Raw genomic sequence first — 14,144 nt, 5'->3', positions numbered from 1 at the left:
AACACGCATACCAGACAAATAGGGAGCATTCGCCAATGGCATCCACCCCTGCGGCCTTCGGCCCCGGACCGGGTACGTGGTACCTGGACCCGTTGCACTCCAGCCTCATCTTCGTCGCCCACTACCTGCGCTTCGGCCGGGTCCAGGGGACCTTCGGACAGGCTCACGGACGGATCCACGTGGCCGACGACCCCACGCTGTCCTCCGTCGAGGTCGAGATCGAGACCGCCAGTCTCAACACCGGGGTGAACGCCCGCGACGCGCACCTGCGCTCCGCCGACTTCCTCGACGTGGAGAACCACCCGAGCCTGTACTTCACCTCCACCGGGGTGGAGCCGGACCGCCGCCGCAACTCCTTCCGCCTCCACGGGGACCTGGAACTGCACGGCGTGGTCCGCCCCGTCACCCTGAGCACCGAATGGGTCGGCGAGGCCCCCGACTACGGCGACCCCGAGGGCACCTACGGCCACTTCTTCTCGGCCACCACCCGGCTCTCCCTCTCCGACTTCGAGGTCGGAGACGGCGGACCGCTCCCCTGGGGCGGCCGGATGGTCGGCGACAACGTGGACATCGTGCTGGAGGTCCGGATCCAGGACCAGGACCCCGACGATTTTCTGCGACAGATCGGGCACATCTCCTGAGCCGTTCCGGGTGCCGTCCCCACCCGGAGCCGTAGGAATCCCCGCCCGAAACGAACGAGGCCCCGAAGGGCCCCGTCGTCATCCGCGCAGCAGCGCCTCGACCTCGTCCCGCGACGCCATCGAGGCACCGGCTCCGCGCCGGCCCACCGAGATCGCGGCCGCCGCCGCGGCGAACTCCATCGCCTCACGCGGGGAACGTCCCTCCGCGCGCGCGACCGCGAAGGAACCACAGAAGGTGTCGCCCGCGGCCGTGGTGTCCACCGCCGTCACCCGACGCGCCGGAACCGCCACCGGCTCCTCCCCGCGACGGCCGTAGAGGGAACCGTCCTCGCCCAACGTCAACAACACCTCGGGCACCCGCTCCAGCAGCGCGGCCAGCGCCGCGCGCGGTTCGTCGTACCCGGTGATCGCGGCGGCCTCGTGCTGGTTGGGCACCAGGACGTCCACGTGCGCCAGCAGCTCGTCCGGCAGCTCCCGCGCCGGAGCCGGCGTCAGGTAGACCGGCACACCCTTCTCACGGCCGAGCCGCGCGCCCGCCGTCACCGCCTCCATCGGCAGTTCGAGCTGGAGCAACAGGGCGTCGACCCCCTCCAACAGCGACCGGTGCTCCTCGGGGACCCCGGTGACCTCGCCGTTGGCCCCGGGGACCACGATGATGCGGTTGCCGCCGCGCCCGTCCACGACGATGTGCGCCACCCCCGACACCCCGGGCACGGTGCGCAGACCCGTGACGTCGATGTCCTTCTCCCTCAGATCGGCGCGCAGCTCCGCGCCGAAGAGGTCGTCGCCCACCGCGCCGAGGAAGGCCACCCGGGCGCCCGCCCGCGCGGCCGCCACCGCCTGGTTGGCGCCCTTGCCCCCGGGGACCTGACGGAAGTCGGTCCCGGTGACGGTCTCGCCGCCGCCCGGCACCTCGTCCACGTAGGCGACCAGGTCCATGTTGACGCTGCCGAGCACCGCCACCGCGGGCGTTCTCGACTCCGTGTTCGCGTTCACCGTCGTCCTCACTACTTCTTCTGCCGGTCGACCGGCCGGTCATCGGCCCCGTCGAGGGCCACGATGACGGGGGCGTGGTCGGAGGCCCCCTTGCCCTTGCGCTCCTCGCGGTCGATGGAGGCCCCGGTCACCCGGGCCCGCAGCGCGGGCGAGGCGAGCACGAAGTCGATCCGCATGCCCCTGCGCTTGGGGAAGGCCAGCCCCTTGTAGTCCCAATAGGTGTACACGCCCGGACCCGGCGTGTGCTCGCGCACGACCTCGTCGAACCCCGCGTCGATCAGGGCCTGGAAGGCCGACCGCTCCGGCTCGGTGATGTGGGTGAGGCCCTCGAAGGCGGCCATGTCCCACACGTCGTCGTCCTGAGGGGCGATGTTGAAGTCGCCGACGTAGGCGATCTGCGCCTCGGGGTCCTCCGCCAACCGGGCGACGCCCGCCTCGCGCAGAGCCTCCAACCAGCGCAGTTTGTAGGCGTAGTGGGGGTGGTCGACCTCACGCCCGTTGGGCACGTACAGGCTCCACACCTGGACGCCCGCGCAGGTGGCGGCGATGGCCCGGGCCTCGCGCTCCTCGGGGTCGCCGTAACCGGGCTGGCCGGGGAACCCGATCCGCACGTCGTCGAGCCCCACCCGCGAGGCGATCGCGACCCCGTTCCACTGCGAGAGCCCGTGGTGGGCGACCTCGTAGCCGCGGTCGGTGAAGACCGAGGCGGGGAACTGGTCGTCACGGGCCTTGGTCTCCTGGATGGCGACGACGTCGATGTCGCTCCGGTCCAGCCAGTCGCCGATCCGTTCGGCCCTGGCGCGGGCACTGTTCACATTCCATGTCGCGATACGCACAGCCAAAGGCTAGATCATCGCGCCGACGTCCCGCTCTGACCTGCGCTCGGACCTCCGCGACGGCGTCATCGAGCGTTGCTCGGTGGGCGGATACGGAAAGACCCCGGTGCGGCCGTCCTCCGCACCGGGGTCACGCGACTCCCGGCACATGATCGGTCCGTTTCCGTCGCGTTGCGTTGGACGGGCCCTCGCCCCCTCCGGTTCGCATCGTGCACAAGGTTTTTTCGAGGAAGTGGAGGAACCCGACGTCATAGCGACTTCCCAACCCCCCTTGGTGGGGATTCAGCCTTCCAGAGCCCCCTTTCGGACACCCTAAATGGAGAAAAGCTCTCTTCCATAGAGAGGTGCCGAGAAATGTCGTCGGCACGGACTAGGTTGGCGGCATGGCCGAACCCCATCCTCGTCGCGACGCCGAACTCTCCCTGCCCCAGGCCCGACGGATCGCCCTGGCCGCCCAGGGCTTCGCCGACCCGCGCCCCAGGGCGGAACCGACCCTCGCCCACCTGGCCCGGGTCCTGGGCCGGATCGGGATCCTCCAGATCGACAGCGTGAACGTTCTGGCCCGCAGCCAGTACCTGCCGATCTTCGCCAGACTCGGCGGCTACGACACCGCCCTGCTGGACCGGGCCGCCACCTCCACCGTCGGTTCCGGTCGGGCCCGCCTGGTCGAGTGCTGGGCCCACGAGGCGAGCCTGGTACCGCCCTCGACCCACCTGCTGATGCGTCACCGGATGGAACGCAACCGCGCCCAGGAACGGGTCGGGTGGTTGAACGGGATCCGCGAGGAGCGGCCGGAACTGCTCACCGCGGTGCGCGAGGAGGTCGCCCGGATCGGCCCGGCCACCGCCCGCGAGGTCGAGGCGGCCCTGGCGCACGACGCCCCGCGCCGCAAGGACCACTGGGGATGGAACTGGTCCGAGGTGAAGAAGTGCCTGGAGTACCTGTTCTGGATCGGCGATCTCACCTCCAATGGACGCAACATCCAGTTCGAACGCCGCTACGACCTGCCCGAACGCGCGCTCCCCACCGAGATCCACACCGCGCCCCTCCCCACCCCGGAGGAGTCCCATCGTGGGCTGGTCTCCATCGCGGCCCGCGCGCACGGCGTGGCCACCGAGCCCGACCTGCGCGACTACTTCCGACTCAAGGCGGTCGAGTCCCGCAAGGCCGTCGCCGACCTGGTGGACGCCGGAGAGCTGATCCCGGTCACCGTCCAGGGCTGGGAACGCCCCGCCTACCTGCATCGGGACGCCCGCGTGCCCCGCAAGGTGGAGGCCCGTGCGCTGCTGAGCCCGTTCGACTCACTGGTGTGGACCCGCGATCGGGCCGAGGAGTTGTTCGGCTTCCGCTACCGGCTGGAGATCTACGTGCCGGCCGCCAAGCGGGTGCACGGCTACTACGTCCTGCCGTTCCTGCTGGGCGACGATCTGGTGGCCCGGGTGGACCTCAAGGCCGACCGCGCCTCGGGCACCCTGCTCGCCCGCCGGGTCACCCTGGAGCCGGACGCCCCCGCCGACACCATGCCCGAGCTGGTGGAACAGTTGAAGGAGATGGCCGTCTGGCTCGGTCTGGAGAACGGCGTGGCCGGAGAGGGCCTTTCCTCTCCGGCATCGATGCGGTGAAGGTCTGGGGCCTCTGGCAGGGCGATGACGAGTTGCACTACGTCTTCAAGTGCTCCGAACCCTTCGGCTCCTGGTCGGAGGGTGAAGGAGGGCTGGAGGCCTTCTTCGAGAACATCAAGGTGGTCCTGCCCTGAACCGGCGGACGGGGCCGCGTCCCGGGATGGGAGGCGGCCCCGTCGAGGCGTGGGGTCAGACCCGTTCGATGATGGTGACGTTGGCCTGGCCACCGCCCTCGCACATGGTCTGGAGGCCGTAACGGCCGCCGGTGCGGTGCAGTTCGTTGACCAGCTTGGTCATGAGGATCGAACCGGTGGCGCCCAGCGGGTGACCCAGGGCGATGGCGCCGCCGTTGGGGTTCACCTTGGCCGGGTCGGCGCCCAGTTCGTCGATCCACGACATCGGGACCGGGGCGAAGGCCTCGTTGATCTCGGTGACGTCGATGTCGTCGATGCCCAGACCCGCCTTCTCCAAGGCGATCCTGGTCGCCGGGATCGGAGCGGTGAGCATGTAGACCGGGTCGTCTCCGACCAGCGAGAGCTGGACGATCCGGGCCAGCGGGGTCAGGCCGTGCCGCTCGACGGCCCGCTCGGAGGCGATGAGCAGGGCGCCGGCGCCGACGGAGATCTGGCTGGCCACGGCGGCGGTCAGCTCCCAGCCCTCGCGCAGCGGCTTGAGGCCGGCCATCTTCTCCATGGTGGTGTCGGCACGCACGCCCTCGTCCCGGGAGACCCCGGCGATCGGGGCGATCTGGGAGTCGAAGCGGCCCTCCTCCAAGGCGACGGCGGCGCGTCGGTGGCTCTCCAGGGCGAAGCGCTCCAGCTGTTCGCGCTTGTAGCCCCACTTCTCGCACATGAGCTGGGCGCCGCGGAACTGGGAGATCTCCTGGAAGCCGTAACGCTCGATCCACCCCTCGCCGTACAGCGGGAGGTCGTTGTCGATGGCGAACTGGACGTTGGCGCCCATGGGCACCATACCCATGTTCTCCACTCCACTCGCCACGACGAGGTCCTGGGTGCCGGACATGACGCCCTGGGCGGCGAAGTGGACGGCCTGCTGGGAGGAGCCGCACTGGCGGTCCAGGGTGACGCCGGGGACGGTCTCGGGCAGCCCGGCCGACAGCCAGGCGGTACGGGCCAGGTCGAGGGCCTGGGGGCCGGCCTGACTGACGACGCCCATGATGACGTCCTCGACGGCGGACGGGTCGACCCCGGTGCGCTCGACGAGTTCCTTGAGGACGTGGGCTCCCAGGTCGGCCGGGTGCACGGCTGCCAGCGCGCCCTTCCTGGTGCCGACGGGGGTACGTACTGCGCCGACGATGTATGCCTCGGCCACGGGGTCCTCCAAAGGGCGTGGATGTGACGTCCTGATAAACCGAACTGTATTCGGTTTCACCGGGCCGGCAAGACCCCGCCCCCCGCTTTCCATCCGATCCGACCGTGTGAGGCCGTCCGCGTCAGGAGGACTCCCCCGAACGCCCCAGGCCACCGATGTCGTTCTCGGCGCTCAGAGTGCCCCCGGTGACCCGTTCCAGGACCTCGAACACGTCGGGATGTTCGTCCGGCCCGAAGTCGGCGAGCAGGGAACGCAGAGCCGTGCGCTGCGCCTCGTACAGGCTTCGGACCGCGTCCTCCCCGCGCCAGTTCAACTCCCACGGCTCCTCCTCGGACACCAGGTATCCGGCCTCCAGCAGCTCTCGATGCGCGGCCTCCCACCGGGAATCGTGCAGTCCGGACATCCGGGCCAGCTCGGCCGCGGTCATCGGCCCCTTGACGCCCAGATGGCTGAGCGCCCAGCAGGCCTCGATGGACAGGTCCAGCCCCGCGGCCTCGCGCAGACGCCCGTACATCGTCTCGGCGCCCTCCGCCCCGCAGGCCCGGTAGATCTCGTTCTCGACCTGTTCGATCGCCGTGCGACTCGGGGTGGCGACCGGGGCGACGGTCTCGTCCAGGTCCGGGGTGCCGATCGTGGTGCGCAGCGGGATCTGCTTCAGGAAGATCGCCAGGACGAACCCGACCAGGGCCACCGGGACCGCGCAGAGGAAGACGGTGTCGATGGCGTCGGCGTAGGCCTCCAGGAAACCGGCCTGGGTCGCCGGGGAGAGGGAGTCCAGCGCCCTCGGGTCGCTCTCCAGACGAGCGGGGTCCACCCCCGGCGGAAGGTCGAGCGCGCCGGCCCGTGCCGCCAGATTCCCGGCGAGCTGTCCGGCGAAGACCGCGCCGAACACCGCCGTGCCGAACGAGCCGCCGATCGAGCGGAAGAAGGTCGCGGCGGAGGTGGAGACCCCCAGGTTGTCGTAGGAGGCGGCGTTCTGCACGACCACGACCACCACCTGCATCACCAGTCCCAGACCGGCGCCCAGGACGAAGAAGTACAGCCCCATCTCCACCAGGGAGGTCTCCGGGCCCATCCGGGACATCAGGAACAGGCCGAGCGAGGTGAGCGCCATGCCCGCGATCGGGTACGGCTTGTACACGCCTGTACGGGTGACCAGGCGTCCACTGGTGATCGAGGTGAGGAACATGCCCAGCACCATGGGCAGCAGGTGCAGCCCGGAGGCCGTGGGCGACAGACCGTGGACGATCTGGAGGAACAGCGGCAGGAACGCCATCGAACCCATCATGGCGAAGCCCACGCACAGGCTGATGCCCATGGAGACGACGATGGTGGGGTCGCGGAACAGGCCGAGCGGCATGACCGGGTCCGGGGCCCTTCGGGCCGTGAACCACCATCCGATCCCGAAGATCACTCCGGCCGCGGACAGGCCGATGATCTGCCACGACAGCCAGGAGTGGACACTGCCGCCCCAGGAGGCGACGAGGGTGAGGCACACGGCGGTCGCCGCGATCAGGACGATGCCCGCGTAGTCGATGTTCTGCCGTCCGACGGGGCTCCGGCTCGGCAGCACCCACAGCACCGTCAGGAAGGCCAGCAGCCCCAGCGGCAGGTTGATGTAGAAGACCCAGCGCCAGGACAGGTGGTCGACGAACAGGCCACCGAGCAACGGCCCGGCGACGCTGGAGACCCCGAAGACCGCGCCGAAGAGCCCCTGGTACTTGCCCCGTTCGCGCGGAGAGACCACGTCGCCGATGATCGCGGAGGCCAGCACCATCAACCCGCCGCCGCCGATGCCCTGGAAGCCGCGGGCCAGCACCAGTTGCAGCATGTCCTGGGCGGCCCCGCACAACGCCGACCCGGCGAGGAACACCGCGATACAGGTCAGGAACAGGCGTTTGCGGCCGAACTGGTCGCCGAGCTTGCCCCACAGCGGGGTGCAGGCGGTGACGGCGAGGAGATAGGCCGTGATCACCCAGGACAGGTGGTTGAGCCCGCCCAACTCGGACACGATGGTCGGCAGCGCGGTGGAGACGATGGTCTGGTCCAGCGCGGAGAGCAGGACGGTGAGCATCAGGGAGGTCATGATCAGCGCGATGCGACCGCCGCGCCGGCCGTCCCGTTCCCCTCGGTCGGCGGTGCCGGCGCGTGCCATCGAATCGTCTCCCCCGGTCCGGCGGGCCGCCCCGGACGGCGGCCCCGCTGCGGCCAGAGTAGGAACCCGTTCCTCCCCTTCTCAGGGGAACCGCCCACGCGGACGGGAACTTTGCCCCGGCTTGCCTCTCGCACTTCAAAACCGAATCTGATTCGGTTAACGTGTGGGAACAACGTGACCCCCGACACCCTCTGGAGCAGAGCATGAAACGGGAACTCTTCGACGCCGACCACGACCTCTTCCGAGAAACCGTCGCCGAGTTCCTCAAGAGGGAGGTCGTCCCGTTCCACGACCAGTGGGAGAAGGACGGCATCGTGCCCCGATCCGTATGGGTCAGGGCCGGTGAGGTCGGGCTGCTCGGGCACGGGGTCCCCGAGGAGTACGGGGGCACCGGCCTCGACGACTTCCGGTACAACCAGATCGTCAACGAGGAGATCTGTCGGGCCCACGCCAGCGGCCTCGGCATCACCTTGCAGAACGACGTCATGGCCCCGTACATGGTGGGCCTGACCACCGAGGAGCAGAAGCGCCGCTGGCTCCCCGGATTCGCCTCCGGAGAGCTGATCACCGCCATCGCGATGACCGAGCCCGGCACCGGCAGCGACCTCCAGGGGATCACCACCTCCGCCGTACGCGACGGGGACGACTTCGTCCTCAACGGCGGCAAGACCTTCATCACCAACGGCATCAACGCGGACCTGGTCATCGTGGTCGCCCAGACCGATCCGGAGGCGGGGGCCCAGGGTTTCTCCCTGATCGCCGTCGAACGCGACATGCCCGGCTTCACCCGGGGTCGCAACCTCGACAAGATCGGCATGAAGGCGCAGGACACCGCCGAGCTGTCCTTCGACGACGTACGGGTCCCCGTCTCGAACCTGATCGGGACCGAGGGGCAGGGGTTCATCCACCTGATGGAGAACCTCCCCCAGGAGCGGCTCTCCATCGCCACCTGCGCGGTGGCCTCCGCCGACTTCGTACTGCGGCACACGATCGAGTACTGCCGGGACCGCACCGCCTTCGGCCGCCCGATCGGACGCTTCCAGAACTCACGTTTCGTCCTGGCCGAGTCGGCCACCGAGGTGGATCTGGCCCGAACCTACGTGGACCGCGGGGTCGAGCTGCTCAACCGGGGTGAACTGACCGTCGAGGACGCCGCCAAGGCCAAGTGGTGGACCACCGAGATGTGCAACCGGGTCATCGACCGGTGCCTTCAGCTTCACGGCGGGTACGGGTACATGATGGAATACCCCGTGGCACGGGCCTGGCAGGACGCGCGAGTCCAGACGATCTACGGTGGCACCACCGAGATCATGAAGGAGATCGTCGGCCGAGGCCTGGGCCTGTAGAACCCCCGTCCGAAAGGGTCCCGGTCATGAGCGGAGCGTGGGACGGCCTCATCGTGATGGGGCTGTTGGCAGTACTGCTGATCATCGGCGTCCGCAGGCTTCGCAGGAAGGTCCACGTCCCCTGGTCGACCCCCGGGATCGTGGTGGTCTTCATGTTCGTCTGCCTGCTGCTGTGGGCCTGGTCCTGGCGCTGAGCCGCACCCCTCACCCGACATCGAACGATCCGTGGACCCGCCGCCCGAGGGTGGCGGGTCCACGGTGTTCGGACGACCGGCGAGGCACGAACGGACGATCCCGTAGGCGGGTGGGGACCGGCCGCCCGGGCCTCGGTCTCGATGGCGTCGACGTGTGCTCCGGCGAGACCCCCTCAGAAGACGACGGCCACGACCGTGTCCTCCCTCGGGGAGGGGCCACCGAGAGGGGGCCTCTCCCTTCGGGAGAAGGGGGCCACGCTTTCGACCGCACCCATGGGACCAGGTCCCGAATGGCGCGCGACCGCATCCCCGAGAGTCCGGGGATTCTCGCGACGAGAACGGTTCGAGGCCCCTTCGACGGTGGAACGGACCGACGGAGCGATGACCTTCGGGGAAATGGGAGAGCCCCCGAAACCCTTCGACCGACACCCGACAAACCCTGGGACATAGTCGATTCGGGAAGCCGAGAAGGTCCCGAGACCCCGGCGGGACCGGGAACCCGATCCCTCTCCAGAGAAGCGGCGACCACTTTCGAACGACCGAATGACAATGCCTCCAGGGCCTTTCCAGGGCACACGACAACCGTTTACCACTGAATAAAGTAACCAGACGACTACGGATAAACAAGGTCGCTCGGGTCATTTTTTGGTGGCCTGAAAAAGGTTTAGGACGTCAGGTGTCCCGACCAGCGGGAGCGAACGGTTTCGAGCGCCCTCCTCACCGAAAGCCGCCGGAAGGGCACCGTACGCGCTCGAGGGTGCCCCCGCCGAGAACGCGAAAGGGGGACCGGAGAGTCCTCCGGTCCCCCTCGCGACACGTCGGTCACCTCTCGGCGGCCCGCTCCGGTTCCTCTCGGGCGTCCCCGTCGGTGCCCTCGGAGCCGTCCGCGTGCATGGGCATCTCGAACCACACGGCCTTGCCGTCCGGGGTCGGACGCGAACCCCATCGGCTGGCGAGCTGCTCCACCAGGTACAGTCCTCGACCGCCCTCGTCATCGGCGGCCGCGCTACGGATCCGGGGCAGCCTCAGGTCGTGGTCGAAGACCTCCACCCAGATCGCGTTGGCCCCCCGGCGCAGTCGGAGCAGGAACTCCTTCTCGGCCGGATCCTCGCTGGACTCGTCCTCCTCGGCGACGGCCTCCAGAAGGTCGCTCCAGTCCTCGTCGAACTCGTCGGCCCCACCGCCGTTCGAGGACAGGGGACTCTCCGAGTCCAGCACCCCGGCTCCGGTGAACTCCCGGTGCACCGGGTGCGGGGTGGCGTGGATGACCACGTTGGTGACGATCTCCGAGACCAGCAGACAGGCCAGCTCGGCCTGGTCCCGGTCCACGCCCCATTCCTTGAAGGTGTCGGCCGCCAGATGACGGGCGGCGCCCACCGTGGAGGCCTCCGAGGGGAACCAGCCCTCGCGCAGCGCCAGCTCCTCCGAGTGCGTGCGCACGACCAGCAGCGCGGTGTCGTCCTCCAGTTCGCCCGGCACGCTGTACACGGCCGCCTCGGCGATCTGTTCGACGTCCTTGTCGGCGACCTCGGAGACCCGCTCCTTCAGCCGCACGAGAGCGCCCTCGGGGTCGGGTTCCCCGCCGACGGGCCTGCGGTCCACCAGACCATCGGTGTACATGACCAGGGTCGCGCCGATGGGCAGCCGCAGATCGGCCTGGTGGTAGACGATGTCCTCGCCCGAACCGCCCTTGGCCCGCACGCCCAGCATGCGGTCGGTGACCTCCAGATCCAGGGTCTCCACGGAGTCGGAGGTGACGAGCAGTGGCGGAGCGTGCCCGGCGTTGGCGTAGGACAGCTCCCGGGACCAGGCGTCGTAGACCATGTACAGGCAGCTGACGCTGGGGATCCAGACCCCGCCGTTACCGTCGGGGACGCCCAGTCGACGCACCCACTCGTCCAGCTCGCGCAGGATATCGGCGGGCTCCCGGTCGGCCTGGGCGAAGGCGCGCAGGGCGGCCCTCAGCTGCCCCATGACGGCCGCCGCGTGCGGGCCCCGTCCCTCCACGTCGCCGATGACCAGGCCCACGCGCCCGGCCGACAGCGGAATGGCGTCGTAGAAGTCGCCGCCCACCTGGGCCTGGAGACCGCGACCGTTGATCGGTCCGGCCGGCAGATAGCGGTGGGCGAGGGTCAAGCCGTCCAGGGTCGGGAAGTCGCTGGGGAGCAGGCTCTTCTGGAAGGCCAGAGCGGTGCCGCGCTCCTCCTCGTACAGGCGGGCGTTGTCGATGGCCAGGGCGACGCGGGAGGCGATGGCGCCGACCAGATCCCGATCGAAACCGCCGTAGCTGCTCTTCTGTCTCGGGGACAGTCCGGACAGGGCCAGGGTCAGCACGCCCAGGACCTCGCCGCGGGCGCGCAGGGGGGCGGCGATGGCGGAGGTGACCCCGACCTGACGGGACACCCGGTCGGAACGGTCGTTGGGAGAGCTCTCGTAGAGGTGTTCGCTGCTGACCACGGTCTCCAGTCGACGCAACGACTGAGTGACGAAGTGGCGTTCGGGGTAGCGGACCTCGTCGCCGACCTCGTACCAGGTACGGGGCGGGGGCTCCCACCCTTCGGCGTGCACCGACACCTGTCTGACCAGGCGTTCGTGATCGTAGAGGTCGATGAAGCAGTGGTCGGCGAACTGGGGCACCAGGATGCCCGCCACGCCCTTGACCGTGGAGTCCAGTTCGAGGGAGCCGGCCAACCGGCTCCCGATCCGCTCCAGCAGTCCGTACTGCTCCTCGACCCGGCCGCTGCGCAACGCCTCGCGGGCGATGAGGGCGATGCCGTCGACCTCGCCCGCCTCGTCGAGCATGGGCACCGCTTGGGCACGGACGTGGATCCAGGTCGCGTCGCCCTTGAGCACGGCGAACGTGCCCTCCCAGGGCTCTCCGCGCAGGACGCGGCGCGCCAGCTGGGAGGCGTGTTCGCGGTCGGACTCGTGGATGCCGATGTCGAGCAGGGACATGCCGACGTAGTCGCGCCCGTCGACGAATCCGAAGAGTTCGCGCGCGTAGGGATTCCAGTACCGCAGGAGACTGAACCGGTCGATGACGACGATGGCGATCTGCGCCTGGTCGACGACTTCGGCCGTGGCGAGCGCATCGCTCTCCCGGAAGGGCTCACCCCACCGTGTCATCTAGCCGCCACCTCGCCGTCATGAGCTGCATACATGCCCGCTCCGGGTACCCCGAACGACCGCACCTTGGGGCGAGCGTAGCAACACCGTCAACGTTCCCGCAGCGCAATGGGACAATCCCGATGAGCAACCGATCAACGTGTACGAACGTTTCACGGCTTGGCGACGAAGATGTGTCCGGCGACGCCCTCGGGCAGGTCGGTGTGCCCGTTCTCGCCGATGACGCGCACCCCGCCGTCCGCGGCACGAAGCACCACTTCCTGTCCCGGTTGTACCCCGGATTCGCGCAAAGTGAGCATGATGTCGGCGTCCGGCTGAAGCTGCTCACTGATGCGACGCACGGTGACGGTGATGTCGGTGTTGGAGACGACGTCCGCCATGGGGACGATGGAGTCGTCGGTGAACGGCTCGGGGGCGTAACCCTCGAGGCCCAGTTCGTCCAGGCCGGGGATGGGGTTGCCGTGCGGACACACCGAGGGGGCGTTGAGCAGCGTCACCAGGCGCTCCTCCACCGCCTCGGAGATGACGTGCTCCCAGCGGCAGGCCTCGATGTGGACGTCCTCCCAGGGGAGGCCGATCACGTCGACGAGCAGGCGCTCGGCGAGGCGGTGCTTGCGCATGACGTGGGTGGCCAGTCGGCGTCCCTCGGCGGTCATCACGAGGTGCCGGTCGTTCTCGACCCGGAGGAGACCGTCACGCTCCATGCGGGCGACCGTCTGGCTCACCGTGGGTCCGCTCTGGTGCAGGCGCTCGGCGATGCGGGCCCGAAGCGGGACGATGCCCTCCTCCTCGAGCTCGAAGACCGTACGGAGGTACATCTCCGTGGTGTCGATCAGCCCGTGTGCGGTCAAGACTCCCCTCCCAAGGCTCTGCGCCCGACGCACGGTCACGGCGGGTACGGCGGGTCTGGCACAACACGGGCCGGGACCGAGTGATTCCCAAGGGGCCGAGTGGGGACCGGGACGTCCGCAGGACCGCGCGAGCGACCACCGATGATTCCAGCATATCGTGACGTGCCGAGCATGGTTTTCGACGATGTCTCACGATGCGGACACGGTCGTTCCATGTGATCTCCGCCTCGCAAGGGCCTGAGGTCACAGGTGTGCAGAGTACCCCGTCCCCGGGCCGAGCGGTCCTTCGACCCCGCCGATCTCCGAACCCGTGTACGAAGCGACCGACATCACGCCCGACGGCCCCTCGGCCTAGGGGGCGAGGCGATCGATGCCCCAGGCACCGTTCTCGTGGAGCAGGTAACGGAAACGGTCGTGCATACGGTCCTGTCCGCCCTGCCAGAACTCCACCTCGTGGGGGACGAGGCGGTAGCCGCCCCAGTAGGCGGGTCTGGGGATCGGGTCGTCCAGACCCCACACCGTGTCGAAGCCGTGGAAGAGCCGATCGAGTTCCTCACGGTCGTCCACCGGCTGAGACTGACGTTCGCTCGCCCAGGCCCCCAGGCGGGAACCGCGAGGCCGCGAGGCGAAGTAGCGGTCGTTCTCCTCGTCGTCGAGACGCTCCACCGTGCCCGCGAACAGCACCTGACGGCGGATCGCGTGCCAGGGGAAGACCACCGACGCCCGCGGGTCGGCGTCCAGTGCCCGCCCTTTGCGCGAGGTGTAGTTGGTGAAGAAACGCAGCCCGGAACCGTCGTAGCCCTTCATCAGGACGGTGCGGGACCGGGGGAAGCCGGACGGCTCCACCGACGACAACACCATCGCGTTGGGTTCGGCCAGGCCCGACTCATAGGCCTCGCCGAACCACAGGTGGAACTGGGTCATCGGCAGTTCGGCCAGGTCGGATCGGCGCAAGGGTTCACCCATGTACGGTTTCCGCAGTTCGGCGGGGTTCTGGTCGTCCACAGAAGGCATGATCTCGTGCCGGGCCCTCTCGGTGCCAATC

12 protein-coding genes are annotated in these 14,144 nt (G+C 69.2%); 5 read left to right on the top strand and 7 right to left on the bottom strand.

From position 1 onward, the window contains the following. The first annotated feature begins 35 nt into the window (after window positions 1-35). Window positions 36-641, top strand: coding sequence for a YceI family protein (locus tag U9J66_RS09600; RefSeq protein ID WP_017533267.1), 606 nt, complete (start codon window positions 36-38; stop codon window positions 639-641). A gap of 78 nt (window positions 642-719) precedes the next feature. On the opposite strand, the gene U9J66_RS09595 is transcribed toward U9J66_RS09600, so the two are convergent. Both U9J66_RS09595 and U9J66_RS09590 read right to left on the bottom strand, forming a co-directional pair. Continuing rightward, window positions 720-1,637, bottom strand: coding sequence for a ribokinase (locus U9J66_RS09595; RefSeq protein WP_326337537.1), 918 nt, complete (start codon window positions 1,635-1,637; stop codon window positions 720-722). Between the two features lie 11 nt (window positions 1,638-1,648). Next, window positions 1,649-2,473 carry an exodeoxyribonuclease III gene (locus tag U9J66_RS09590; protein WP_193789585.1) on the bottom strand — a complete coding sequence of 275 codons (825 nt, stop codon included), beginning with the start codon at window positions 2,471-2,473 and terminating at the stop codon, window positions 1,649-1,651. 383 nt (window positions 2,474-2,856) lie between these two features. On the opposite strand from U9J66_RS09590, the gene U9J66_RS09585 reads away from it, so the two are divergent. Continuing rightward, entirely contained in the window at window positions 2,857-4,095 is a 1,239-nt protein-coding gene (locus tag U9J66_RS09585; protein ID WP_161110689.1) for a winged helix-turn-helix domain-containing protein, read from the top strand. After that, entirely contained in the window at window positions 4,092-4,229 is a 138-nt protein-coding gene (locus U9J66_RS09580; RefSeq protein ID WP_202423591.1) for a hypothetical protein, read from the top strand. The genes U9J66_RS09585 and U9J66_RS09580 overlap by 4 nt, the downstream gene beginning before the upstream one ends. Before the next feature lie 55 nt (window positions 4,230-4,284). Here U9J66_RS09580 and U9J66_RS09575 read toward each other — a convergent pair whose 3' ends face one another. Further along, on the bottom strand, window positions 4,285-5,427 hold the full coding sequence (locus tag U9J66_RS09575; protein ID WP_014909548.1) for an acetyl-CoA C-acetyltransferase: 1,143 nt from the start codon (window positions 5,425-5,427) through the stop codon (window positions 4,285-4,287). Between the two features lie 121 nt (window positions 5,428-5,548). Next, window positions 5,549-7,582 carry an MDR family MFS transporter gene (locus U9J66_RS09570; RefSeq protein ID WP_326337536.1) on the bottom strand — a complete coding sequence of 678 codons (2,034 nt, stop codon included), beginning with the start codon at window positions 7,580-7,582 and terminating at the stop codon, window positions 5,549-5,551. 203 nt (window positions 7,583-7,785) lie between these two features. On the opposite strand from U9J66_RS09570, the gene U9J66_RS09565 reads away from it, so the two are divergent. Further along, window positions 7,786-8,928: an acyl-CoA dehydrogenase family protein gene (locus tag U9J66_RS09565; protein ID WP_014911201.1), complete on the top strand. Its 1,143-nt coding sequence runs from the start codon at window positions 7,786-7,788 to the stop codon at window positions 8,926-8,928. A gap of 26 nt (window positions 8,929-8,954) precedes the next feature. Beyond that, window positions 8,955-9,122, top strand: a complete 168-nt coding sequence (locus U9J66_RS09560) for a hypothetical protein (protein ID WP_014910921.1) — start codon at window positions 8,955-8,957, stop codon at window positions 9,120-9,122. Between the two features lie 822 nt (window positions 9,123-9,944). Here U9J66_RS09560 and U9J66_RS09555 read toward each other — a convergent pair. The 3 genes from U9J66_RS09555 to pdxH form a co-directional block, all read right to left on the bottom strand. Next, entirely contained in the window at window positions 9,945-12,248 is a 2,304-nt protein-coding gene (locus U9J66_RS09555) for a SpoIIE family protein phosphatase (protein WP_017533261.1), read from the bottom strand. A 152-nt stretch (window positions 12,249-12,400) separates the two neighbouring features. Further along, window positions 12,401-13,099 carry a metal-dependent transcriptional regulator gene (locus tag U9J66_RS09550; protein ID WP_014909056.1) on the bottom strand — a complete coding sequence of 233 codons (699 nt, stop codon included), beginning with the start codon at window positions 13,097-13,099 and terminating at the stop codon, window positions 12,401-12,403. A 351-nt stretch (window positions 13,100-13,450) separates the two neighbouring features. Continuing rightward, window positions 13,451-14,104, bottom strand: coding sequence for a pyridoxamine 5'-phosphate oxidase (gene pdxH / locus U9J66_RS09545; RefSeq protein ID WP_014908713.1), 654 nt, complete (start codon window positions 14,102-14,104; stop codon window positions 13,451-13,453). Window positions 14,105-14,144: the final 40 nt, after the last annotated feature.

It is taken from the genome of Nocardiopsis sp. LDBS1602 (assembly GCF_035818715.1).
Taxonomy (GTDB): domain Bacteria; phylum Actinomycetota; class Actinomycetes; order Streptosporangiales; family Streptosporangiaceae; genus Nocardiopsis; species Nocardiopsis alba.
The sequence above is the reverse complement of the archived record's forward strand: the minus strand, read 5'-3'. Positions and strand labels throughout refer to the sequence as shown.